Raw genomic sequence first — 22,760 nt, 5'->3', positions numbered from 1 at the left:
GGCAATTGGAATGCGATCAAATGTGGGAGCGGGCTTGCTCGCGAATGCGGTTTGACATTCAACATCCATGCTGACTGACCCACCGCTTTCGCGAGCAAGCCCGCTCCCACATTCGACCGCATTTCAACTTGAGATTTACTTGTCGCGGATGGAGAAGTTGGCCATGTGCTCCAACCCCTTGATCAGCGCCGAGTGGTCCCAATTGCCACCCCCAATCGCCGTGCACGTGCTGAACACCTGCTGTGTACCCGCGGTGTTCGGCAAGTTGATCCCCAGCTCCTTGGCCCCGGCCAGCGCCAGGTTCAAGTCTTTCTGGTGCAGGTTGATGCGGAAGCCTGGATCAAAGGTGCCCTTGATCATGCGTTCGCCATGCACTTCCAGAATCTTCGACGAGGCAAACCCACCCATCAGAGCCTCACGCACCTTGGCCGGGTCGGCGCCGTTCTTGGCGGCGAACAGCAACGCTTCGGCCACCGCTTGGATGTTCAGTGCAACGATGATCTGGTTGGCCACCTTGGCGGTCTGGCCGTCACCGTTGCCGCCCACCAGGGTGATGTTCTTGCCCATGGCCTGGAACAGCGGCAGGGCGCGTTCGAAGGTCTGCGGCTCGCCGCCGATCATGATGCTCAGGGTGCCAGCCTTGGCGCCGACTTCACCGCCGGACACGGGCGCGTCGAGGTATTGCGCGCCAGCCTGGTTGATCTTGGCGGCAAACGCCTTGGTGGCGGTGGGGGAGATCGAACTCATGTCGATCACCACTTTGTTCGGCGACAGGCCAGCGGCCACGCCGTCGGCGCGGAACAGTACGTCGTCGACCTGCGGGGTGTCTGGCACCATCACGATGATGAACTCGGCTTCCTGGGCCACTTGCTGCGGGTTGGCCAAGGCGATGGCGCCAGCGTCGATCAGCGCTTGCGGGGCCTTGCCGTGGTGTTCGGAAAGGAACAGTTGGTGACCTGCTTTTTGCAGGTTGGCGGCCATGGGTTGGCCCATGATGCCGGTGCCGATAAATCCGATTTTAGCCATGATTCAATCCTCTTTTTGTTAGATGGCATTGTGGCTTTTGAGCCAGCCCAGACCCGCTTCGGTGGTGGTCAGCGGCTTGTACTCACAGCCCACCCAACCCTGGTAACCAATACGATCCAAATGCTCGAACAGGAACCGGTAGTTGATCTCGCCCGTGCCCGGCTCATTACGCCCAGGGTTGTCCGCCAACTGGATATGGTTGATCTCATCCAGGTGCGCGGCCATGGTGCGGGCCAGGTCGCCTTCCATGATTTGCATGTGGTAGATGTCGTATTGCAGGAACAGGTTGGCGCTGCCCACCTGCTCGCGGATCGACAGCGCTTGCGCGGTGTTGTTCAGGTAGAAGCCCGGAATGTCGCGGGTGTTGATCATCTCCATCACCAGCTTGATGCCCGCCGCTTGCAACTTGTCGGTGGCGTATTTGAGGTTGGCGACGAAGGTTTTTTCCAGGGTGGCATCGTCCACACCCGCAGGGCGAATCCCCGCCAGGCAGTTGATCTGGGTATTGCCCAGCACTTGTGCGTAGGCAATGGCCAGCTTGACCCCGGAACGGAATTCCTCAACCCGGTCCGGGTGGCACGCCAGGCCGCGTTCGCCGTTGGCCCAGTCGCCAGCGGGCAGGTTGAACAGCACTTGGGTCAGGCCGTTGGCGTCCAGGTGTGCCTTGATTTCAGCTGAGCTGAACTCGTAGGGGAACAGGTACTCCACGCCTTCAAAGCCCGCATCGGCGGCCGCTTTGAAGCGAGCGAGAAAGTCCTGCTCGGTAAACAGCATGGACAGGTTGGCGGCAAAACGCGGCATAGGGTTCTCCTTAATCGAGCAGGGAAATGGCGGTCGGTGCGTCGTTGCCTACCAATGCCAGGTCTTCGAATTCGTTGACGGCGTTGATCTCGGTGCCCATGGAAATATTGGTCACGCGCTCCAGGATGATCTCGACGATCACCGGCACCTTGAACTCTTCGATCATTTCCTGGGCCTTGCGCAATGCCGGCTGGATCTGGCCTGGTTCGAACACCCGCAGGGCCTTGCAACCCAGTCCTTCGGCGACGGCCACATGGTCGACGCCATAGCCGTTCAGTTCCGGTGCGTTGAGGTTGTCGAAGGACAGCTGCACGCAGTAGTCCATTTCAAACCCGCGCTGGGCCTGGCGGATCAGGCCGAGGTAGGAGTTGTTCACCACCACGTGGATGTAGGGCAGCTTGAATTGCGCGCCCACGGCCAGTTCTTCGATCATGAACTGGAAGTCATAGTCGCCCGACAGCGCCACCACCTTGCGGCTCGGGTCGGCCTTGACCACGCCGAGGGCTGCCGGAATGGTCCAACCCAAAGGACCTGCCTGGCCGCAGTTGATCCAGTGGCGCGGCTTGTACACGTGCAGGAATTGCGCGCCGGCAATCTGCGATAGGCCGATGGTGCTGACGTAGCAGGTGTCTTTGCCGAACACCTGGTTCATCTCTTCGTAGACGCGTTGCGGCTTGACCGGCACGTTGTCGAAATGGGTCTTGCGGTGCAGGGTGGCCTTGCGCTGCTGGCAGTCATTGAGCCAGGCGCTGCGGTCCTTGAGCTTGCCGGCGGCTTTCCACTCGCGGGCCACTTCGATGAACATCGTCAGGGCTGAACCGGCGTCGGAGACGATACCCAGGTCCGGGGTGAATACGCGGCCGATCTGGGTTGGTTCGATGTCGACGTGGATGAATTTGCGCCCTTCGGTGTACACCTCCACCGAACCGGTATGGCGGTTGGCCCAGCGGTTGCCGATGCCCAGCACCACGTCCGACTTGAGCATCGTTGCGTTGCCATAACGATGGGACGTTTGCAGGCCGACCATGCCCACCATCTGCGGGTGATCATCGGGGATCGTGCCCCAGCCCATCAGGGTCGGGATCACCGGGATGCCGGTCAATTCGGCGAACTCTACCAGCAGGTCACTGGCATCGGCGTTGATCACGCCGCCGCCGCTGACCAGCAACGGGCGCTCCGCTTGATCGAGCAGGGCCAGGGCTTTTTCCACCTGGATACGGGTGGCCAGGGGCTTGGCCAATGGCAGGGGTTGGTAAGCGTCGATGTCGAATTCGATCTCGGCCATTTGCACGTCGAACGGCAGGTCGATCAGCACCGGGCCTGGGCGGCCGGAGCGCATTTCATAGAAGGCTTTCTGGAACGCGTAGGGCACTTGGCCGGGTTCGAGCACGGTGGTTGCCCACTTGGTCACCGGCTTGACGATGCTGGTGATGTCCACGGCCTGGAAGTCTTCCTTGTGCATACGTGCACGGGGGGCTTGGCCGGTGATGCACAGGATCGGGATCGAATCCGCCGAGGCGCTGTACAGGCCGGTGACCATGTCGGTACCCGCCGGGCCAGAAGTGCCGATGCACACGCCGATATTGCCGGCCTTGGTGCGGGTGTAGCCCTCGGCCATGTGGGAGGCGCCCTCAACGTGGCGAGCAAGGACGTGATCGATGCCACCCACCTTCTGCAAGGCCGAGTACAGCGGGTTGATCGCAGCGCCTGGGATACCGAAGGCGGTGTCCACGCCTTCACGGCGCATTACCAGAACGGCGGCTTCGATTGCTCTCATTTTGCTCATGGTTTTGGTGCCTCTTGCGTTTTGTAATTGTATACAAGTGGTGTCTGGACAAAGTGTATTCACGGCGAGCGGCGTAGGTCAATCCATTTTATTGGCAGGCCTTTGCGTTCGTCTGAAGGCATTTTTTCGACGTATGGAAGCTTTGTGCGAAAATATTGTATACAAAAACAAATGTCATTGTGTTCTATTTGTTTGATCGAGCATCTGATCAAACAGACCTCCACCGCTTTCCCAATAACAAAAGAAGGACGGCACCATGAGCGCTTTAACCTTGAAAATTGCCACCCAACTGGCCAGCCACGCGCTAACCGCAGGCCGCACCATTTCTGCGGCGCCGCTGACCATCGCGGTACTCGACAGCGGCGGCCACCTGGTCACCCTGCAACGTGAAGACGGCGCCAGCCTGCTGCGCCCGCAAATCGCCATCGGCAAGGCCTGGGGCGCGATTGCCCTGGGCAAAGGCTCGCGCTTGCTGGCATTGGACGCGCAGCAGCGGCCGGCGTTTATCGCCGCGCTGAACAGCCTGGGGCAGGGCAGCGTGGTGCCGGCGCCGGGTGGGGTGTTGATCCGGGATCAGCAGGGCGTGGTGCTGGGGGCGATTGGGATCAGCGGGGATACGTCGGATATTGACGAGCAGTGCGCGATCACGGCGATTGAGGGGGTGGGGTTGTTGGCGGATGCGGGGGTTTCGGCTTGATTCTTGGGTGACTGATAGGGCCTCTTCGCGAGCAAGTCGAATCGTCGCACCGCCGCTCCCACAGTTTGACTGCATTCCAAAGTTGGAACTCGGTCAAAATGTGGGAGCGGGCTTGCTCGCGAAAGGGGCAACTCGGTCCCAGCTCTAAACCCAAATAGCGTCCCACAGCGGATAGTCGCCAATGCGCTCCACCAACCCCGCCCGCAGAGGATTGGCCACCACATACCGAGCCATTTTCACCAAGTCATCTTCCTTGCGCACTGCCCGGTCATGAAAGCTGGTTTGCCAAAGACGACCTTTACGGCCCGTAGCGCCGTTCACGGTTCGAGTGCTTTTGGATTTGACCTGGCACATCAGGTCGCCGAGTGAGCCCTTTTGCAGTTCGACCAGCCAGTGGAAATGGTCAGGCATCACCACCCACGCCAGAGAGTTAGCCACTCTTTGATACTGCGCGAGTCTGAATTGCCAGACCACCAGGCGACCCAGATGAAAGTTGCTGAATATCGGCACGCGTTCATGGGTGTTGGTGGTGATCAGGTAGATGCGGTTGGGTTCGCTGAACCGCCCGATGCGCAGGCGGTGTGATGTGGCTAGTTCAGGCATTCCATGGCCTCTCTTCAGTGGGGGTTCTGAGAGGCTAGATCTCGGTGGGTGATGTTGATTGGCAGGCTTTTGGCAGGATGTGTCTGGGAGGACGCTTTCGCGAGCAAGCCCGCTCCCACAGTGGATTGGCGATGTTCATACATTGTGTGTCTGGCACAAAACCCCTGTGGGAGCGGGCTTGCTCGCGAATGGCACAGGCACCGCGGTGTATCAGTCCGGCTCGCACCCCTTCAACACTAACCGGATGATGGTCAACGCCGCCGCTTCATAATCTGCCTCATCCAACTTGGCCTTCCCGGTCACCGCCGAAATCTGCCAGTCAAAATCGGCATAGGTCTGCGTCGCCGCCCAGATGCTGAACATCAGGTGATTGGGGTCAATCGCCGCAATCAGACCACGATCCACCCAGTTCTGGATGCAGTCGATGTTGTGCTTGGCCTGGGCGTTCAGTTGTTCAACCTGCTCGGCGCTCAGGTGCGGCGCGCCGTGCATGATTTCGCTGGCAAACACCTTGGAGGCAAACGGCAGGTCGCGGGAGATGCGGATTTTCGAGCGGATGTAGTTGCTCAATACTTCTTTGGGTTCGCCATCCGGGTTGAACGGCGTGGAGGCGGCGAGGATCGGCTCGATGATACTTTCGAGCACCTCGCGGTAGAGGTTGTCCTTGGACTTGAAGTAGTAATACACGTTGGGCTTTGGCAGCCCGGCCTTGGCGGCGATGTCACTGGTTTTGGTCGCGGCGAAGCCTTTGTCGGCAAACTCCTCGCTCGCCGCCCGCAGGATCTTTTCTTTGTTGCGCTCGCGAATGCTGCTCATAAACCTGGGAGTTCCTTGCCAAGACTGGCGGTTGCGCATGGTAGCACCGGCTATCTGCGGGCCTCAACAATGCACCCGCCAAGCCCTGTGCCGCGCTATGCTCGGTTTATCCCCCCTTACGGAAGACCGGTTCATGGCAGGTAGCAGCTTGTTGGTATTGATCGACGATATCGCGGCAGTACTCGATGACGTTGCGCTGATGACAAAAATGGCCGCGAAGAAGACGGCCGGCGTGCTGGGCGACGACCTCGCACTCAATGCCCAGCAGGTTTCCGGTGTGCGCGCCGAGCGGGAAATTCCTGTGGTGTGGGCGGTGGCCAAGGGCTCGTTCGTCAATAAGTTGATCCTGGTGCCCGCCGCGTTGTTGATCAGTGCGTTTGCGCCCTGGGCCGTCACACCGTTGTTGATGCTTGGCGGCGCCTACCTGTGCTTTGAAGGCTTCGAGAAACTCGCCCACAAATTCCTCCACAGTAAGGACGACGATCAGGCCGAGCACGCGCAGTTGGTCGAAGCGGTGGCCGACCCGGCGACCGACCTGGTGGCCTTCGAAAAGGACAAGATCAAGGGCGCGATCCGCACCGACTTCATCCTCTCCGCCGAAATCATCGCCATCACCCTCGGCACCGTGGCGGATGCACCGCTGATGCAGCAGGTGATCGTGCTTTCGGGTATCGCCATCGTCATGACCGTGGGCGTTTATGGCCTGGTCGCCGGCATCGTCAAGCTGGATGACCTGGGCCTGTGGCTGACCCAGAAGCCCGGCCAGATCGCGCGCAGTATCGGCGCAGCCATCCTGCGGGCGGCACCGTACATGATGAAGAGCCTGTCGGTGATCGGCACGGCGGCGATGTTCCTGGTGGGCGGTGGGATTCTCACCCACGGCGTGCCGGTGGTGCATCACTGGATCGAGACGGTCAGCCAAAGTGCAGGTGGGGTGGCCTGGCTGGTGCCGGTGCTGCTGAATGGGGTGGCGGGGGTTATTGCGGGGGCGGTGGTGCTGGCGGTGGTCAGTCTGGTGAGCAAGCTATGGAAAACCGCGAAGGCTTGATCCCGAGGCAATAAAAAAGGCCATTCAAACGAATGGCCTTTTTTTGTGGCGCTTGTTTACTCGGCAATCTGCAGCTTGCGCGATTCGGTATAGATGTAGCGCACCTTTTCATACTCAAACGGCGAGTTCATCTGACCATAACGGAAGCTGGTCTGATAACGCTTGTCCACCGCGCGCAGCGCCCAGATTTCCGGGTGGTTGGAGCTGACTTCGGACACGTTGAGGAAGTTGATCTGGGTTTCGGCACCGTAGTCGACGATCAGGCCGGTGGTGTCGCGCAGGTTCGACGGACCGAAGACCGGCAACACCAAATACGCGCCACCCGGTACGCCGTAGAAGCCCAGGGTCTGGCCGAAGTCTTCGCTCTGGCGCGGCAGGCCCATGGCGGTGGCCGGGTCCCACAGGCCGGCGATGCCGATGGTGGTGTTGAGCAACAGGCGCCCGGTGGTTTCCAGGGAACGATGCCCCTTGAGTTGCAACAGGCTGTTCAGCAGGTTGGGCACGTCGCCCAGGTTGTTGAAGAAGTTGCTCACGCCGGTGCGTAGGAAGCTTGGGGTCACGTAGGTGTAGCCGTTGACCACGGGCAGGAACACCCATTGATCGAAGCGGTAGTTGAAGTGGTACACGCGACGGTTCCAGGCCTCCAATGGGTCGTAGACGTTGAGGGCGGTGAGCGACGAGCGCTCGAACTCACGCTGGTCCATGCCAGGGTTGAACTTGAGTTTGGACAACGGTTCCTTGAAACCATCGGAGCCCTGCACCACAGGTTCGTGAGCCTTGCTGTTGTCGGCGTTGGCCACGCCCGCGCACATCAAGGCGGCGAGCAGCAGAAGATATTTAGCCACGGAAGAACTCCAGCATGGCGTCGGCGTTGACGCGGTAATTGAGGTTGCCGCAATGGCCGCCCAGCGGGTAGACGGTCAAGCGATCGCCGAAGGTTTTACGCAGGAAGCCCAGGTCGCCAGGGCCAAGGATCACATCGTCGGCATTGTGCATCACCGCGATTTTCGGGCTGTTGTGCAGGTAGTCCTTGAGGGCGTACAGGCTGACCTGGTCAACCAACTGCAACAGGCTGCCGCCATCGGAACGGGCGCGCCACATCGGGATCACTTGTTCGGTGAGGTAGCAGTCGAAGTCGCATTGCAGTGCACGCTTGAGGAACGGCGTGAGGCTGGTGCTTTCGGTAATCGGGTATTTGGGCGGGATGATCAGGCCGCGACGGTTGATCAGGTCCGAGGTAAACGCAATGTCGGCCGCCGAGAAGCGGAACGAGGTGCCGATCAGCATGGCCATCTGTTCGTTGGTCAGGTGCTGCTTGGATTGCTGGAAGTCGTAGAGCAGGGCGTCGTTGAGGTCGATGTAGCCCTTCTGCTGGAAGTAGCGGGTCAGCTTGTTCAACACCAGTTCATAGAACGTGGTGGTGTTGTTGATGCCCTTGACCTCGGTCTGCACCAGCTTGTCGAGGTTGGAGATCGAGGTGTAGAGGTTGACCGGCGGGTTCAGCAGCAGCACTTTCTTGAAGTTGAAGCTGCGGCGGGTCTCGTCCAGTTTGGCCACGAAGGCCGCATCCAGGCCGCCCAGGCTGTAGCCGGTGAGGAAGAAGTCGGTGACTGGCAAGGACGCGTTCTGGGCGCGCACGGCTTGCATCACGCGGTACATGTCTTCGGCGTCTTCCTGGGTGATCCCCGGGGTGGCGAAGCGTGAGGCAGCGCTGATGAAGTCAAAGCTGGTGGGCGACGACAATTGCACCACGTGGTAGCCGGCCTGGTAATACAGCTTTTTCAGGTATTCGTTGATGCTGCTGTCAAACCGCGCACCGGTGCCGGCGATCAGGAAGATCAGCGGCGCGGCGTGGTCTTGCTTGGCGATGCGGTAGGTGAGCTTCTTCACCGGCCAGAAGTTGTCCGGCAGGCTGAACTCGCGCTCGGGGCGCATCGTTAGGGTGTAATCGGACTGGTTGATCTCGTCGTCGCTCGGCAATTTGGGCCGAAGGTCGGGCGGGGTGGTCGCGATGGTCGCTTCAAACGGGTTGGTCAAAGGGTAGCCATAGCTGGCTTGGTCGATGTCGACGGCCAGTGCTGACGCACTCAGAAAAAGGCTGCCCAGCAAGGCAGCACAGCGCAAGGAACGGAGCATGACTTAATCCCTAGGAGGAAACGTGCTTAATGAAGTTCGCAGGCTATGACCACCGCGTCGTTGCCGAAGTGCCATCACTCGGCACGAAATGTCGGAAAATAACGTCGGAATCGGGGTAATAGTAGCCAGACGATACACTTTGCCACGCCTTGGTGAACACTAATTGTGTGTATGCGCCTTGCCAACGGCTGCCGGGGCATTAAGCTGAGCGCCGTTTTTGCCTTTCGGAGTGCCCCATGTCCCGTCGTTTGCCGTTGATTTTGCTGCTTATTGCCCTGCCTTTATGGCTGGCTGCCAGCTATGGCGCGCGTTATGGCTTTATGGAAGACGGCAGCTGGGTGGGGATCTGCGCCGACGAGGCTGGCCGCTGGGAATGCCAACTGCGTTCGAACCTGGGGTTGATGATCCACTTCAAGGTGCTGGGCTGGGCCGCGTTGATCACCTCGGTGCTGGCGTTTATCGTGCCGGGTCGAGCGGGTTGGGGCTTGGCGGTATTGGCGATGGTGTTCGGGTTGCCGGCGCTGGCGTTGTACAACACGACCTTTGCGGTGTTTGCGGTGGTGGTGGCGGGGTTGCGGTTGGTCAGAAAGCCTCGCGGTGCGTAATTATCTATTGTGGCGAGGGAGCTTGCTCCCGCTGGAGTGCGAAGCGCTCCCAGGATTTTGGGGCCGCTTCGCAGCCCAGCGGGAGCAAGCTCCCTCGCCACAGAGGGGGGTTAAGCCTTGCGCGCCCGCAAGCAACGCCACAAAGCTGCAACCATCAACGCGCTGACAACTGCCCAACCCCAAGCCTGCTGGTTCATCAAGCCCTCACGGTACAACTGCGGCGCAATGCCAGCACCGATGATAAAGGCCAGCAGCGCAATCTCCCGACGCGGCCCGGTCACCGGACGAACCAGGTACACCAAGGCCGGCAACACCAGCGCTGCACTCGGAAAGCTGCGATAACGTGGATCAAACACCAACGCCAACATCATCACCGCCCCGGCAAACCCGGCAATCGCCATCAGCCAGCCAGCCCGTTGCTCCAGCCAGTTGAATGCCCGCTCACGCCAGCCTTCGCGAGTGCTCAAGGCCAGGGCGGCGTGGGCGAGCACCAGCAGGTTCAGCACCAGCAGCAAGCCGGCCCATACCCATTCATCGTTGAAGCGCGCCGTCACGCGGGTCAGTTCGGCCCAGGTGCCGATGGAGCAGCCGGCGACTGCGCCCAACAGTGGCAGCGCAAGCGCGGCGCGAGTGCCGCGTACGCGACCGCCTAGGGCCAACGTGCCCAGCAGGATGATCGCGCCGAACCCCAGCCATAGCGGCCAGTACGGCACATTGGTTACAGGCCCGGCGAGGATGGCTTTGTCCTGGCGGTCTGCATCGAACAGGCCCCAGTAACCACCCACTGCACCTTCGCTGGCGCGCTTCCAGGGCTGATCAAAGGCTTCGATCAGGTTGTAGTGCCAGCCATTGGCTTCGGCCATGGCGACGAAACCGCGCATGAACTTGGCTTCGTTGACCCGGCTCGGCACGGCGGTTTCGCGCTGGCGGCCTTCGCTGGGCCAGCCAGTTTCGCCGATCAGGATGTCCTTGGGCGCGAACTTGTTGCCAAAGGTCTGGCGCACTTCACCCACGTGCTTGAGGGCCTGGTCAATGCCGGAGGGCTCATCTTCCCAGTAGGGCAGCAGGTGAATGGTGAGGAAATCCACGGCCGGGGCGATTTCCGGGTGTTGCAGCCAGAATTCCCATACGTCTGCGTAGGTCACCGGTTGCTTGATCTGGCTTTTGACGGTGTGGATCAGCGTCACCAACTGCTTGGCGGTGACTTCTTTGCGCAGCAAGGCTTCGTTGCCGACGATCACAGCAGTCACCACATCCGGGTTGCCGTTGGCCGCGGCGATCAGCTCGTTGATTTCCTTCTCGGTCGCCACCGGATCACTGCTCACCCAGGCGCCGGCCATCACCTTCAAGCCATGCTTGCGTGCCATGTCCGGCAGGGCTTCCAGACCGACCATGGTATAGGTGCGCACGCACTCGAAACGAGTCGCCAGCAAAGCCAGGTCAGCGTCCATGCGCTCTGGGCGTAGCTTGAACGGTTGGTCGAAGGGCGATTGGTCTTTATCGAAGGGTGTGTAGGACGCGCACTGCATTTTGTGACTGGCGCTGGCGACGTCTGGCAGCACCACGGGACGGCCAAGGCCGTACCAGTAACCGACCAGGGCCAGCAGGCCGAGGATCAAGGCAAAGCAATAGGGCAGGGCAGGGAAGCGGGCAGTCGCGGGCATGGTCGGCTTATCTGGGGGGGCAAAGGCGCGCATCTTACCCGGATTTGGCCTGTCCCAGTGGGGCCGCATAATTTTGACATGCAAAGTTCGGGCGGTATTTTGACGTCAAGTCCTACGAAGCGTCCTACTGGCTATGTGATGTCGTTTACGGCTTGTATGAGGTCGCTGACAGAGCAGGTCGAAGGCCCTGTCAGGTTGATGATCAATGCATCAGCACTCCACTGATACCACAGCAGCCGGATCGATGCGCGTGAAGGGGGCGCGGTGCACCACATAACAACAGGTTGACGTCGCTCGGCATCCGTCGGGCGCAGCACTTTCGGGGAAGTACGATGAAGATGCGACGACTCTTGGGCGCAGCTGCCACTCTGGTAGTTGCGATGAGCTCCACACTGGCCAGCGCCGACAGCAAAACCCTGAGCATCGGCTATGTAGACGGCTGGTCCGACAGCGTGGCCACCACCCACGTGGCGGCTGAGGTGATCAAGGCCAAGCTCGGTTATGACGTGAAACTGCAAGCCGTCGCCACCGGGATCATGTGGCAGGGCGTGGCCACCGGCAAGCTCGACGCCATGCTCTCCGCCTGGCTGCCCGTGACCCACGGTGAGTACTGGACCAAGAACAAGGACAAGGTGGTCGACTACGGCCCCAACTTCAAGGATGCGAAGATTGGCCTGATCGTGCCGGAGTACGTCAAGGCCAAGTCCATCGAAGACCTCAAGACCGATACCACCTTCAAGAACAAAATCGTCGGCATCGACGCAGGTTCAGGCGTGATGCTCAAGACCGACGAAGCCATCAAGGCTTACGGCCTGGACTACAAGCTGCAAGCCAGCTCGGGCGCCGCAATGATCGCCGAACTGACCCGCGCTGAAGACAAGCAAGAATCCATTGCGGTCACCGGTTGGGTGCCACACTGGATGTTCGCCAAGTGGAAACTGCGCTTCCTGGATGATCCAAAAGGGATTTATGGTGCTGCTGAAACCGTCAACAGCATTGGCAGCAAAGGCTTGGAGAAGAAAGCGCCGGAAGTGGCGGCCTTCCTGAAGAAATTCCAGTGGGCCTCCAAGGATGAAATCGGCGAAGTCATGCTGGCGATCCAGGAAGGCGCCAAGCCGGATGCGGCGGCCAAGGATTGGGTGGCCAAACACCCTGAGCGTGTAGCTGAGTGGACCGCTAAATAACCATTTACATGTATCAGGCACGCCGCTTACCTAATGTGGGAGCGGGCTTGCTCGCGAATGCAGTGTGTCAGTCGATGCATAAGTTGACTGAACCGCCGGATTCGCGAGCAAGCCCGCTCCCACATTAGTTTCACCCTCTGCAAGTCCTCCTACGGTTTCACAATCCCTCGCTACACTCGATCTAAGACTAAGGTCGTCTGGAACCTGCTCCGCAGCCGCTTACAGTGGATACGTTCCAAAATAATAAAAAAGCTGTGCTGCGAGGATAAAAACAATGAACGACAGCATTTACCTCTCGATTCAAAACAGCCCGCGCTTCAAGGAGCTGGTAAGGAAAAGGGAACGGTTCGCCTGGATTCTCTCGGCGATCATGCTAGGGCTTTACTCCGCTTTCATCCTGTTGATCGCCTACGGGCCACAAGTGCTGGGGGCCAAGATCAGCCCCGGTTCCTCGATTACCTGGGGCATTCCCCTGGGCGTCGGACTGATTGTGTCCGCCTTCATCCTGACCGGCATCTACGTGCGCCGGGCCAACGGCGAATTTGACGACCTGAACAATGCGATTCTCAAGGAGGCTGCGCAATGATCGGTCGTCTACTGGCACTACTCGGCGCTTCGTTCTTTGCTCCGGCCCTTTGGGCAGCGGACGCACTGACCGGTGAAGTGCACAAGCAGCCCCTGAACGTATCGGCCATCGTGATGTTTGTCGCGTTTGTCGGTGCCACCCTGTGCATTACCTACTGGGCTTCCAAGCGCAACAAGTCGGCCGCTGACTACTATGCGGCTGGCGGTAAGATCACCGGTTTCCAGAACGGCCTGGCGATTGCTGGCGACTACATGTCGGCGGCGTCCTTCCTGGGGATTTCCGCGCTGGTGTTCACCTCGGGTTATGACGGCCTGATCTACTCGATCGGCTTTTTGGTGGGTTGGCCAATCATTCTGTTCCTGATCGCTGAGCGCCTGCGTAACCTGGGCAAGTACACCTTTGCCGACGTGGCGTCCTATCGCCTCGGGCAAACCCAGATCCGCAGCCTGTCGGCGTGTGGTTCCCTGGTGGTGGTGGCGTTCTACCTGATCGCGCAGATGGTAGGCGCGGGCAAGCTGATCCAACTGCTGTTTGGCCTGGACTACCACGTTGCGGTCATCCTGGTGGGCATCCTGATGTGCATGTACGTGCTGTTCGGCGGCATGCTGGCGACCACCTGGGTGCAGATCATCAAGGCGGTGCTGTTGCTGTCCGGTGCCTCGTTCATGGCGCTGATGGTGATGAAGCACGTCAACTTCGACTTCAACATGCTGTTCTCCGAGGCGATCAAGGTTCACCCTAAAGGTGAAGCGATCATGAGCCCTGGCGGCCTGGTGAAAGACCCGATCTCGGCATTCTCCCTTGGTCTGGCACTGATGTTCGGTACCGCTGGCCTGCCGCACATCCTGATGCGCTTCTTCACCGTAAGCGACGCCAAGGAAGCGCGTAAGAGCGTGCTGTATGCCACGGGCTTCATTGGTTACTTCTACATCCTGACCTTTATCATCGGCTTCGGCGCGATCCTGCTGGTCAGCACCAACCCGGCGTTCAAAGATGCTGCTGGCGCCTTGCTCGGTGGTAACAACATGGCGGCGGTGCACCTGGCCAACGCGGTGGGTGGCAGTATCTTCCTGGGCTTCATCTCGGCGGTAGCGTTTGCCACCATCCTCGCGGTGGTTGCCGGCCTGACCCTGGCTGGCGCCTCGGCGGTATCCCACGACCTGTATGCCAGCGTGATCAAGAAAGGCAAGGCCAACGAGAAAGATGAGATTCGCGTGTCGAAGATCACCACCGTCGCCTTGGGTGTATTGGCAATCGGCCTGGGTATCCTGTTCGAAAGCCAGAACATCGCGTTCATGGTTGGCTTGGCGTTCTCTATCGCTGCCAGCTGTAACTTCCCGGTGCTGTTGCTTTCCATGTACTGGAAAAACCTCACCACCCGTGGCGCCATGATCGGCGGCTGGCTGGGCTTGGTCAGTGCCGTGGGCCTGATGATCCTTGGTCCGACCATCTGGGTCTCGATCCTGCACCATGAAAAAGCCATATTCCCGTACGAATACCCGGCGCTGTTCTCGATGATCATTGCGTTCGTCGGCATCTGGTTCTTCTCCATCACCGACAAGTCGGCGGCGGCAGAGAAAGAGCGTGCGCTGTACTTCCCGCAGTTTGTGCGTTCGCAGACTGGCCTGGGGGCGAGTGGGGCGGTTAACCACTAAGGTTGTCGCTGGATAAGAAATGCCCCGGTCGAAAGGCCGGGGTATTTTTTTGCCTGAATACTTGGGGGGGGGGTGTAGTGAGCGGGGCAAGCCCGCTCACTACAAGTGCACAAACAAAAACGGCCTCCACTAAGGGAGGCCGTTTTCAGTTGCAGCTAAGCGTAACGCTTACTTGCGATCTTCCAGCTTGGAGATGTCACGCGACTCGTAGCCGGTGTACAGCTGGCGCGGGCGGCCAATCTTGTACGGGCTGGAGAGCATTTCTTTCCAGTGGGAGATCCAGCCCACGGTCCGCGCCAGGGCGAAGATCACGGTGAACATGCTGGTTGGAATGCCGATCGCCTTGAGGATGATCCCCGAGTAGAAGTCGACGTTCGGGTACAGCGAGCGTTCGATGAAGTACGGGTCGGTCAGGGCGATCTCTTCCAGGCGCATGGCCAGTTCGAGTTGCGGATCGTTCTTGATGCCCAGTTCCTTCAACACTTCGTCGCAGGTCTGCTTCATGACGGTGGCGCGTGGGTCGCGGTTCTTGTAGACCCGGTGACCGAAGCCCATCAACTTGAACGGATCGTTCTTGTCCTTGGCCTTGGCGATGAATTTGTCGATGTTGGACACATCGCCGATTTCATCGAGCATGGTCAATACGGCTTCGTTTGCACCGCCGTGGGCAGGGCCCCACAGTGCAGCGATGCCGGCGGCGATACAGGCGAACGGGTTGGCACCCGAAGAACCTGCCAGGCGCACAGTGGAGGTCGATGCGTTCTGCTCGTGGTCGGCGTGGAGGATGAAGATCCGGTCCATGGCCTTGGCGAGCGTCGGGCTGATCGGTTTGATCTCGCACGGGGTGTTGAACATCATGTGCAGGAAGTTTTCCGCGTACGTCAGGTCGTTGCGCGGGTACATCATGGGTTGGCCCATGGAGTACTTGTAAACCATTGCGGCCAGGGTCGGCATCTTGGCAACCAGGCGGATCGCGGAGATTTCGCGATGCTGCGGGTTATTGATGTCGAGGGAGTCGTGATAGAAGGCCGACAGGGCGCCGACCACACCGCACATGACGGCCATCGGGTGGGCGTCGCGACGGAAGCCGTTGAAGAAGGTCTTCAACTGCTCGTGAACCATGGTGTGGTTCTTCACGGTGCTGACGAACTGGGCTTTCTGCTCGGCTGTTGGCAGTTCGCCATTTAGCAGCAGGTAGCAGGTTTCCAGGTAGTCCGATTTCTCGGCCAGTTGCTCGATCGGGTAGCCGCGATGCAGCAAAATGCCATTATCACCATCGATATAGGTGATCTTCGACTCGCAAGAGGCGGTCGACATGAAGCCTGGGTCGAATGTGAAACGGCCCGTGGCCGTCAGGCCCCGTACGTCGATAACATCGGGACCAACGGTGCCGGTTAAAATGGGCAGCTCGACGGGGGCTGCGCCCTCGATGATCAACTGCGCTTTTTTGTCAGCCATGTGGCCTCCTATTTATGCTTCAAATCATCAGACAGACCCCCCACGCAGGGCCCGCACCACTATATTGATATAAATCCAGATGTCAATTTGCCTAAAGTCTTGCCCCAGAAGGCTTTAACCGTACTTTTTCCTCGAAATTAACTGCCATTTACGCCTTTTATCCCTCCAGCGCAATCAGCTATTAGGGTGAGGTGAGCGCGTTGTCATTAGTAACCTAACTGTCTATACTCGGCCACCGACCGCCAAGGGCTTTTGGGCTTGCTTTCATTGGGGGTCGCACTCCCTGGGTGGTGCTACCTGACCAGTGCACTCCCCTACAACTTTGCCCTGATTGTTAGGGGCTCTTCAGTGTGAAAAAAAAGCCGTGAAGAATAGCCAACGACCTGTAAACCTAGACCTAAGGACCATCAAACTCCCCATCACCGGCGTTACGTCGTTCCTGCACCGTGTTTCCGGCATCATCCTGTTCCTGGGCCTGGGCATCATGCTTTATGCATTGAGCAAATCCCTGGGTTCCGAGGAAGGTTACGCCGAGGTGAAGGCATGCTTGACCAGCCCGCTGGCCAAGTTCGTAGCATGGGGCCTCCTGTCCGCTCTGCTGTATCACCTGGTAGCCGGTGTGCGCCACTTGATCATGGATGCGGGTATCGGTGAGACGCTCGAAGGCGGCCGCCTGGGCTCGAAAATCATCATCGCCATTTCCGTGGTGCTGATCGTTCTGGCAGGAGTTTGGATATGGTAACCAGCGTTACGAACCTTTCGCGTTCGGGCCTCTATGACTGGATGGCACAACGTGTGTCTGCGGTCGTTCTCGCGGCTTATTTCATTTTCCTGATCGGATACCTCGTCGCAAATCCAGGCATTGGCTATGAGCAATGGCACGGCCTGTTTGCCCACAATGCGATGCGAATCTTCAGTCTGCTGGCCCTTGTAGCCCTGGGCGCACACGCCTGGGTTGGCATGTGGACCATCGCGACCGACTACCTGACGCCGATGGCGCTGGGCAAGTCCGCGACTGCAGTACGTTTTCTCTTCCAGGCAGTCTGCGGCGTCGCGATGTTCGCTTACTTCGTCTGGGGTGTGCAGATTCTTTGGGGTATCTGATTCATGGCTAACATTCCAACTATTTCATTCGACGCCATCATTATTGGTGGCGGCGGTGCTGGCATGCGCGCTGCGCTGCAGCTGGCCCAAGGCGGTCACAAGACTGCCGTGATCACCAAGGTGTTCCCAACCCGTTCCCACACCGTATCGGCCCAGGGTGGCATCACCTGCGCCATCGCCTCCGCCGACCCGAACGATGACTGGCGCTGGCACATGTACGATACCGTCAAGGGTTCCGACTATATCGGTGACCAGGACGCTATCGAATACATGTGTCAAGAAGGCCCGGCTGCGGTGTTCGAGCTGGACCACATGGGTCTGCCGTTCTCCCGTACCGAACAAGGCCGTATCTACCAGCGTCCATTCGGCGGCCAGTCGAAGGATTACGGTAAAGGCGGGCAGGCTGCCCGTACTTGCGCTGCGTCCGACCGTACTGGTCACGCGCTGTTGCACACCCTTTATCAGGGCAACCTGAAAGCCGGTACTACGTTCCTGAACGAGTACTACGCTGTTGACCTGGTGAAGAACGCCCAAGGCGAATTCGTCGGCGTGATCGCCATCTGCATCGAAACCGGCGAAACCACCTACATCCGCGCCAAGGCCACCGTGTTGGCAACGGGCGGTGCAGGCCGTATCTACGCATCGACCACCAACGCCCTGATCAACACCGGTGACGGCGTTGGCATGGCACTGCGCGCTGGCGTGCCGGTACAAGACATCGAAATGTGGCAGTTCCACCCAACCGGCATCGCCGGCGCCGGTGTACTGGTGACCGAAGGTTGCCGTGGTGAAGGTGGATACCTGATCAACAAGCACGGCGAGCGTTTCATGGAGCGTTATGCTCCGAACGCCAAAGACCTGGCTGGCCGTGACGTTGTTGCGCGTTCGATGGTTAAAGAAATCATCGCCGGCAACGGCTGTGGCCCGAACGGCGACCACGTGATGCTCAAGCTCGACCACCTGGGTGAGGAAGTGCTGCACAGCCGCCTGCCAGGTATTTGCGAGCTGTCCAAGACCTTTGCTCACGTTGACCCGGTACTGGCTCCAGTTCCAGTGGTTCCGACTTGCCACTATATGATGGGCGGCGTGCCGACCAACATTCATGGCCAGGCAATCACCCAGAACGCCGAAGGCCAGGATGAGATCATCCACGGTCTGTTCGCCGTAGGCGAAGTGGCTTGCGTATCGGTGCACGGTGCCAACCGTCTGGGCGGCAACTCGCTGCTCGACCTGGTGGTATTCGGTCGTGCTGCTGGCCTGCACCTGGAAAAAGCGCTGACTGACGGCATCGAATACGATGACGCCACCGACGCCAACATCGAAGCTGCCCTGGCGCGTCTGAATGCTCTGAACGAGCGTACCGATGGCGAAGACGTAGCAACCCTGCGTCGCGAGCTGCAAAGCTGCATGCAGAACTACTTCGGTGTATTCCGTACCGGCGAATACATGCAGAAGGGCATTGCCCAGTTGGCCGACCTGCGCACGCGCATCGCCAACGTCAAGATCAACGATAAGAGCCAGGCGTTCAACACTGCTCGTATCGAAGCTCTTGAGCTGCAAAACCTGCTGGAAGTGGCCGAAGCGACCGCAATCGCTGCCGAGGTTCGTAAAGAATCCCGTGGTGCCCACGCCCGTGAAGACTTTGAAGATCGCGACGACGAAAACTGGTTGTGCCACACCCTGTACTTCCCGGGTGACAAGCGCGTAACCAAGCGTGCCGTGAACTTCTCGCCGAAGACGGTTCCGACGTTTGAACCGAAGATTCGGACTTACTAAGGGTGGCTGCCATGTTGAAAGTCAGTGTTTATCGCTACAACCCTGATCAGGACGCTGCGCCGTTCATGCAGGAGTTCCAGGTCGATACCGGTGGTAAAGACCTGATGGTGCTGGATGTATTGGCACTGATCAAAGAGCAGGACGAAGGCTTCTCGTATCGTCGCTCTTGCCGTGAAGGTGTGTGCGGTTCCGACGGCATGAACATCAACGGCAAAAACGGCCTGGCGTGCATCACGCCGCTGTCTGCCGTGGTTAAAGGCAACAAGCTGATCGTTCGTCCACTGCCAGGTTTGCCGGTTATCCGTGACCTGGTTGTCGATATGAGCATCTTCTACAAGCAATACGAGAAAGTTAAGCCGTTCCTGCAGAACGACACGCCGGCTCCGGCCATCGAACGTCTGCAGTCCCCGGAAGAGCGTGAGAAGCTTGACGGTCTGTACGAGTGCATCCTGTGCGCTTGCTGCTCGACCTCTTGCCCGTCCTTCTGGTGGAACCCGGACAAGTTCCTGGGCCCAGCTGCATTGCTGCAAGCGTACCGCTTCCTGGCAGACAGCCGTGACACCAAGACATCCGAGCGTCTGGCTTCGCTGGATGACCCGTTCAGCGTATTCCGCTGCCGCGGGATCATGAACTGCGTCAACGTATGTCCCAAAGGCCTGAACCCGACTAAGGCCATTGGTCACATCCGTAACATGCTGCTGCAGAGCGGCGTGTAACGACGTTGTAGTAAAAAAGCAGGACCGTTGTGCCCGTAAATGCTACGGCGCAGGCTTCAACCGGCGCCGTAGTTTTAACTTGAGCAGCGACTTACAAAGCCGCAGCTCTTATTTTGAAGAAATGAGACAAGCAGGGGCATTCGGGTTGGTACCCGAACTATCAGCGTGATCCTAAGTGGCTTGTTTTGGTCGCTGCACTTGGCCTTTTGCAAGCAAACTCGGTGTTTTCGCCGGTGGTGTCCCCAAATCGAGGGTGACCAAGCATGCAAGAAAGCGTGATGCAGCGCATGTGGAACAGCGGCTATCTTTCAGGTGGTAACGCTGCCTATGTGGAAGAGCTTTATGAGCTCTACCTGCACGACCCTAACGCTGTGCCAGAAGAATGGCGCACCAAATTTCAGACGTTGTCTTCAGACGGCAACGCTGCCACCGATGTATCGCATGCAACAATTCGCGATCAGTTCGTGCTGCTGGCAAAGAACCAGCGCCGCGCCCAACCGGTTTCCGCCGGCAGCGTGAGCAGTGAGCATGAGAAGAAGCAAGTTGAAGTACTGCGACTGATCCAGGCCTATCGGATGCGCGGCCACCAGGCTGCCCAGCTTGACCCGCTGGGGCTCTGGAAGCGTCCTGCACCTGCTGACCTGTCGATCAATCATTACGGCTTGACCAATGCCGATCTTGATACGACCTTCCGTGCCGGCGACCTGTTCATCGGCAAAGAGGAAGCGAGCCTACGCGAAATTCACGAAGCGTTGCAGCAGACATATTGCCGCACCATTGGCGCTGAGTTCACGCACATCACCGATTCCGAGCAACGCCACTGGTTCCAGCATCGCCTGGAAGGCGTGCGTGGCCGTCCGGTTTTGTCCGCCGACGTACGCAGCCACCTGCTTGAGCGCGTCACCGCTGCCGAAGGCCTGGAAAAATACCTGGGTACCAAATACCCGGGCACCAAGCGTTTTGGCCTGGAAGGCGGCGAAAGCCTGATCCCGATGCTCGACGAGCTGATCCAGCGTTCCGGTTCCTACGGCACCAAGGAAATCGTGATCGGCATGGCTCACCGTGGTCGCTTGAACGTGTTGGTCAACACCTTCGGCAAGAACCCGCGTGAACTGTTCGACGAGTTCGAAGGCAAGAAGAAGGTCGAGCTGGGTTCCGGTGACGTTAAATACCACCAGGGCTTCTCGTCCAACGTAATGACCACCGGCGGTGAAGTTCACCTGGCCATGGCCTTCAACCCATCCCACCTGGAAATCGTTTCTCCAGTGGTCGAGGGTTCGGTCCGTGCTCGCCAGGATCGTCGCAACGACACCACCGGTGAAAAAGTCCTGCCGATTTCCATCCACGGTGACGCGGCATTCGCCGGTCAGGGTGTGGTCCTGGAAACGTTCCAGATGTCGCAGACCCGCGGCTTCAAGACCGGCGGTACCGTTCACATTGTCATCAACAACCAGGTTGGCTTCACCATCAGCAACCCGCTGGATGCGCGCTCCACCGAGTACGCAACCGACGTTGCCAAGATGATCCAGGCGCCGATCCTGCATGTGAATGGCGATGACCCGGAAGCTGTGCTGTTCGTGACCCAACTGGCTGTCGACTACCGCATGCAGTTCAAGCGTGACGTGGTGATCGACCTGGTTTGCTACCGCCGTCGCGGTCACAACGAAGCGGACGAACCAAGCGGCACCCAGCCGTTGATGTACCAGCAGATCACCAAGCAGCGCACCACCCGTGAGCTGTACGCCGAAAGCCTGACCAAGGCCGGCGTGGTTGACGATGCGCGTGTTCAGGCGAAGATCGATGAATACCGCAACGCGCTGGACAACGGTCTGCACGTAGTGAAAAGCCTGGTCAAAGAGCCGAACAAAGAGCTGTTCGTGGACTGGCGTCCGTACCTGGGTCACACCTGGACTGCGCGTCACGATACTTCGTTCGACCTGAAAACCTTGCAGGAACTGTCTGCCAAGCTGCTGGAAATTCCAGAAGGCTTCGTGGTTCAGCGCCAGGTTGCGAAGATCTACGAAGACCGTCAAAAAATGCAAGCCGGCGGCCTGCCGATCAACTGGGGTTACGCCGAAACCATGGCGTACGCGACCCTGGCGTTCGAAGGTCACCCGATCCGCATGACTGGCCAGGACATCGGCCGTGGTACGTTCTCGCACCGTCACGCGGTATTGCACAACCAGAAAGACGCGGGCACCTACATCCCGTTGCAGAACCTGTACGAAGGCCAGCCACGTTTCGACCTGTACGATTCGTTCCTGTCCGAAGAAGCCGTACTGGCGTTCGAATATGGCTACTCCACCACCACGCCTAACGCGCTGGTGATCTGGGAAGCCCAGTTCGGCGACTTCGCCAACGGTGCCCAGGTGGTTATCGACCAGTTCATCACCAGCGGCGAGCACAAGTGGGGCCGTCTGTGCGGTCTGACCATGTTGCTGCCACACGGTTATGAAGGTCAGGGTCCGGAGCACTCTTCGGCCCGTCTGGAGCGTTACCTGCAGCTGTGCGCCGAGCACAACATCCAGGTGTGCGTGCCGACTACCCCGGCCCAGATCTACCACTTGCTGCGTCGTCAGGTGATCCGCCCGCTGCGCAAGCCGCTGGTAGTGCTGACTCCGAAATCGTTGCTGCGTCACAAATTGGCCATCTCGACCCTGGAAGATCTGGCGGACGGTTCGTTCCAGACCGTGATTCCAGAAATCGACACGCTGGACGCGGCCAAAGTGACTCGCCTGGTGCTGTGCAGCGGCAAGGTCTACTACGACTTGCTGGAAAAACGTCGTGCCGAAGGCCGCGAAGACATCGCCATCGTGCGTATCGAGCAGCTTTACCCGTTCCCGGAAGACGACCTGATGGAAGCCATCGCGGCTTACACCAACCTCACCAACGTGGTGTGGTGTCAGGAAGAACCGATGAACCAGGGCGCGTGGTACAGCAGCCAGCATCACCTGCGTCGCAGCATGGGTAACCACAACAAGGCGCTGAACCTGGAGTACGCCGGTCGCGATGCTTCTGCAGCACCTGCCTGTGGTTATGCGTCGATGCACGCCGAGCAGCAGGAAAAACTGCTGCAAGATGCTTTCACTGTTTAACGCC

Annotated in this window: 20 protein-coding genes; 11 read left to right on the top strand and 9 right to left on the bottom strand. The window is 59.1% G+C overall.

Going from position 1 to position 22,760, the window contains the following annotated elements; genetic code table 11:
* Nucleotides 1-135: 135 nt before the first annotated feature.
* The 3 genes from ACLD1Y_RS05435 to gcl are packed head-to-tail and all read right to left on the bottom strand — an operon-like array spanning nt 136 to nt 3,613.
* On the bottom strand, nt 136-1,026 hold the full coding sequence (locus ACLD1Y_RS05435; protein ID WP_429476139.1) for a 2-hydroxy-3-oxopropionate reductase: 891 nt from the start codon (nt 1,024-1,026) through the stop codon (nt 136-138).
* An 18-nt stretch (nt 1,027-1,044) separates the two neighbouring features.
* A complete protein-coding gene (hyi, locus tag ACLD1Y_RS05430) occupies nt 1,045-1,827 on the bottom strand; it encodes a hydroxypyruvate isomerase (RefSeq protein WP_429476137.1) in 783 nt (260 codons plus the stop codon).
* 10 nt (nt 1,828-1,837) lie between these two features.
* Nucleotides 1,838-3,613: a glyoxylate carboligase gene (gcl, locus tag ACLD1Y_RS05425; protein ID WP_429476135.1), complete on the bottom strand. Its 1,776-nt coding sequence runs from the start codon at nt 3,611-3,613 to the stop codon at nt 1,838-1,840.
* Nucleotides 3,614-3,869: 256 nt separating this feature from the next.
* On the opposite strand from gcl, the gene ACLD1Y_RS05420 reads away from it, so the two are divergent.
* The gene (locus ACLD1Y_RS05420; RefSeq protein ID WP_429476133.1) at nt 3,870-4,310 is read left to right on the top strand and encodes a GlcG/HbpS family heme-binding protein; all 441 of its coding nucleotides are present in this window, start codon (nt 3,870-3,872) and stop codon (nt 4,308-4,310) included.
* A 144-nt stretch (nt 4,311-4,454) separates the two neighbouring features.
* Here ACLD1Y_RS05420 and ACLD1Y_RS05415 read toward each other — a convergent pair whose 3' ends face one another.
* Both ACLD1Y_RS05415 and ACLD1Y_RS05410 read right to left on the bottom strand, forming a co-directional pair.
* The gene (locus ACLD1Y_RS05415) at nt 4,455-4,913 is read right to left on the bottom strand and encodes an REP-associated tyrosine transposase (protein ID WP_429476131.1); all 459 of its coding nucleotides are present in this window, start codon (nt 4,911-4,913) and stop codon (nt 4,455-4,457) included.
* Nucleotides 4,914-5,123: 210 nt separating this feature from the next.
* On the bottom strand, nt 5,124-5,729 hold the full coding sequence (locus ACLD1Y_RS05410; protein ID WP_429476129.1) for a TetR/AcrR family transcriptional regulator: 606 nt from the start codon (nt 5,727-5,729) through the stop codon (nt 5,124-5,126).
* A 133-nt stretch (nt 5,730-5,862) separates the two neighbouring features.
* Here ACLD1Y_RS05410 and ACLD1Y_RS05405 point away from each other — a divergent pair, with 133 nt between their 5' ends.
* Complete coding sequence (locus tag ACLD1Y_RS05405; RefSeq protein ID WP_429476127.1) at nt 5,863-6,777, top strand: DUF808 domain-containing protein; 915 nt, start codon at nt 5,863-5,865, stop codon at nt 6,775-6,777.
* Nucleotides 6,778-6,833: 56 nt separating this feature from the next.
* On the opposite strand, the gene ACLD1Y_RS05400 is transcribed toward ACLD1Y_RS05405, so the two are convergent.
* Both ACLD1Y_RS05400 and ACLD1Y_RS05395 read right to left on the bottom strand, forming a co-directional pair.
* Entirely contained in the window at nt 6,834-7,622 is a 789-nt protein-coding gene (locus tag ACLD1Y_RS05400) for an MlaA family lipoprotein (RefSeq protein ID WP_429476125.1), read from the bottom strand.
* Nucleotides 7,615-8,913, bottom strand: a complete 1,299-nt coding sequence (locus ACLD1Y_RS05395) for a serine/threonine protein kinase (protein ID WP_429476124.1) — start codon at nt 8,911-8,913, stop codon at nt 7,615-7,617. The genes ACLD1Y_RS05400 and ACLD1Y_RS05395 overlap by 8 nt, the downstream gene beginning before the upstream one ends.
* 236 nt (nt 8,914-9,149) lie before the next feature.
* On the opposite strand from ACLD1Y_RS05395, the gene ACLD1Y_RS05390 reads away from it, so the two are divergent.
* Nucleotides 9,150-9,518 (top strand): hypothetical protein, encoded by a 369-nt coding sequence (locus ACLD1Y_RS05390; protein WP_429476122.1) that lies wholly within the window; start codon nt 9,150-9,152, stop codon nt 9,516-9,518.
* A 110-nt stretch (nt 9,519-9,628) separates the two neighbouring features.
* On the opposite strand, the gene ACLD1Y_RS05385 is transcribed toward ACLD1Y_RS05390, so the two are convergent.
* On the bottom strand, nt 9,629-11,182 hold the full coding sequence (locus tag ACLD1Y_RS05385; RefSeq protein WP_429476120.1) for a glycosyl hydrolase family 17 protein: 1,554 nt from the start codon (nt 11,180-11,182) through the stop codon (nt 9,629-9,631).
* A 332-nt stretch (nt 11,183-11,514) separates the two neighbouring features.
* Here ACLD1Y_RS05385 and ACLD1Y_RS05380 point away from each other — a divergent pair, with 332 nt between their 5' ends.
* The 3 genes from ACLD1Y_RS05380 (at nt 11,515) to ACLD1Y_RS05370 (ending at nt 14,607) form a co-directional block, all read left to right on the top strand.
* The gene (locus ACLD1Y_RS05380; RefSeq protein WP_429476118.1) at nt 11,515-12,366 is read left to right on the top strand and encodes a glycine betaine ABC transporter substrate-binding protein; all 852 of its coding nucleotides are present in this window, start codon (nt 11,515-11,517) and stop codon (nt 12,364-12,366) included.
* 274 nt (nt 12,367-12,640) lie between these two features.
* A complete protein-coding gene (locus ACLD1Y_RS05375; protein ID WP_003190001.1) occupies nt 12,641-12,952 on the top strand; it encodes a DUF485 domain-containing protein in 312 nt (103 codons plus the stop codon).
* Nucleotides 12,949-14,607 carry a cation acetate symporter gene (locus tag ACLD1Y_RS05370; RefSeq protein WP_429476116.1) on the top strand — a complete coding sequence of 553 codons (1,659 nt, stop codon included), beginning with the start codon at nt 12,949-12,951 and terminating at the stop codon, nt 14,605-14,607. Before ACLD1Y_RS05375 ends, ACLD1Y_RS05370 begins: the two co-directional genes overlap by 4 nt.
* Nucleotides 14,608-14,775: 168 nt before the next feature.
* Here the strand turns inward: ACLD1Y_RS05370 and gltA are convergent, their stop codons facing one another.
* A complete protein-coding gene (gltA, locus tag ACLD1Y_RS05365; RefSeq protein WP_429476114.1) occupies nt 14,776-16,065 on the bottom strand; it encodes a citrate synthase in 1,290 nt (429 codons plus the stop codon).
* A 331-nt stretch (nt 16,066-16,396) separates the two neighbouring features.
* Between gltA and sdhC the strand changes: the two genes are divergently transcribed.
* The 5 genes from sdhC (at nt 16,397) to ACLD1Y_RS05340 (ending at nt 22,756) form a co-directional block, all read left to right on the top strand.
* On the top strand, nt 16,397-16,807 hold the full coding sequence (sdhC, locus tag ACLD1Y_RS05360) for a succinate dehydrogenase, cytochrome b556 subunit (RefSeq protein ID WP_177429371.1): 411 nt from the start codon (nt 16,397-16,399) through the stop codon (nt 16,805-16,807).
* The gene (gene sdhD, locus ACLD1Y_RS05355) at nt 16,801-17,169 is read left to right on the top strand and encodes a succinate dehydrogenase, hydrophobic membrane anchor protein (RefSeq protein ID WP_071486444.1); all 369 of its coding nucleotides are present in this window, start codon (nt 16,801-16,803) and stop codon (nt 17,167-17,169) included. The genes sdhC and sdhD overlap by 7 nt, the downstream gene beginning before the upstream one ends.
* A 3-nt stretch (nt 17,170-17,172) precedes the next feature.
* Nucleotides 17,173-18,945 (top strand): succinate dehydrogenase flavoprotein subunit, encoded by a 1,773-nt coding sequence (sdhA, locus tag ACLD1Y_RS05350; protein ID WP_429476111.1) that lies wholly within the window; start codon nt 17,173-17,175, stop codon nt 18,943-18,945.
* An 11-nt stretch (nt 18,946-18,956) separates the two neighbouring features.
* Nucleotides 18,957-19,661: a succinate dehydrogenase iron-sulfur subunit gene (locus ACLD1Y_RS05345; RefSeq protein WP_003172807.1), complete on the top strand. Its 705-nt coding sequence runs from the start codon at nt 18,957-18,959 to the stop codon at nt 19,659-19,661.
* A 263-nt stretch (nt 19,662-19,924) separates the two neighbouring features.
* A complete protein-coding gene (locus tag ACLD1Y_RS05340; RefSeq protein ID WP_429476108.1) occupies nt 19,925-22,756 on the top strand; it encodes a 2-oxoglutarate dehydrogenase E1 component in 2,832 nt (943 codons plus the stop codon).
* Nucleotides 22,757-22,760 lie beyond the last annotated feature (4 nt).

This window comes from Pseudomonas sp. 18175, assembly GCF_050432925.1.
Taxonomy (GTDB): Bacteria; Pseudomonadota; Gammaproteobacteria; order Pseudomonadales; family Pseudomonadaceae; genus Aquipseudomonas.
The sequence above is the reverse complement of the archived record's forward strand: the minus strand, read 5'-3'. Positions and strand labels throughout refer to the sequence as shown.

What these genes read in the sequence shown, in the direction of transcription:
- hyi (WP_429476137.1), bottom strand. Translation starts at nt 1,827, where the DNA reads ATGCCGCGTTTTGCCGCCAACCTGTCCATGCTGTTTACCGAGCAGGAC.
- ACLD1Y_RS05420 (WP_429476133.1), top strand. Translation starts at nt 3,870, where the DNA reads ATGAGCGCTTTAACCTTGAAAATTGCCACCCAACTGGCCAGCCACGCG.
- ACLD1Y_RS05370 (WP_429476116.1), top strand. Translation starts at nt 12,949, where the DNA reads ATGATCGGTCGTCTACTGGCACTACTCGGCGCTTCGTTCTTTGCTCCG.
- gcl (WP_429476135.1), bottom strand. Translation starts at nt 3,613, where the DNA reads ATGAGCAAAATGAGAGCAATCGAAGCCGCCGTTCTGGTAATGCGCCGT.
- sdhA (WP_429476111.1), top strand. Translation starts at nt 17,173, where the DNA reads ATGGCTAACATTCCAACTATTTCATTCGACGCCATCATTATTGGTGGC.
- ACLD1Y_RS05345 (WP_003172807.1), top strand. Translation starts at nt 18,957, where the DNA reads ATGTTGAAAGTCAGTGTTTATCGCTACAACCCTGATCAGGACGCTGCG.
- ACLD1Y_RS05435 (WP_429476139.1), bottom strand. Translation starts at nt 1,026, where the DNA reads ATGGCTAAAATCGGATTTATCGGCACCGGCATCATGGGCCAACCCATG.
- sdhD (WP_071486444.1), top strand. Translation starts at nt 16,801, where the DNA reads ATGGTAACCAGCGTTACGAACCTTTCGCGTTCGGGCCTCTATGACTGG.
- ACLD1Y_RS05415 (WP_429476131.1), bottom strand. Translation starts at nt 4,913, where the DNA reads ATGCCTGAACTAGCCACATCACACCGCCTGCGCATCGGGCGGTTCAGC.
- ACLD1Y_RS05410 (WP_429476129.1), bottom strand. Translation starts at nt 5,729, where the DNA reads ATGAGCAGCATTCGCGAGCGCAACAAAGAAAAGATCCTGCGGGCGGCG.
- ACLD1Y_RS05395 (WP_429476124.1), bottom strand. Translation starts at nt 8,913, where the DNA reads ATGCTCCGTTCCTTGCGCTGTGCTGCCTTGCTGGGCAGCCTTTTTCTG.
- ACLD1Y_RS05380 (WP_429476118.1), top strand. Translation starts at nt 11,515, where the DNA reads ATGAAGATGCGACGACTCTTGGGCGCAGCTGCCACTCTGGTAGTTGCG.
- ACLD1Y_RS05375 (WP_003190001.1), top strand. Translation starts at nt 12,641, where the DNA reads ATGAACGACAGCATTTACCTCTCGATTCAAAACAGCCCGCGCTTCAAG.
- ACLD1Y_RS05405 (WP_429476127.1), top strand. Translation starts at nt 5,863, where the DNA reads ATGGCAGGTAGCAGCTTGTTGGTATTGATCGACGATATCGCGGCAGTA.
- ACLD1Y_RS05390 (WP_429476122.1), top strand. Translation starts at nt 9,150, where the DNA reads ATGTCCCGTCGTTTGCCGTTGATTTTGCTGCTTATTGCCCTGCCTTTA.
- ACLD1Y_RS05340 (WP_429476108.1), top strand. Translation starts at nt 19,925, where the DNA reads ATGCAAGAAAGCGTGATGCAGCGCATGTGGAACAGCGGCTATCTTTCA.
- gltA (WP_429476114.1), bottom strand. Translation starts at nt 16,065, where the DNA reads ATGGCTGACAAAAAAGCGCAGTTGATCATCGAGGGCGCAGCCCCCGTC.
- ACLD1Y_RS05385 (WP_429476120.1), bottom strand. Translation starts at nt 11,182, where the DNA reads ATGCCCGCGACTGCCCGCTTCCCTGCCCTGCCCTATTGCTTTGCCTTG.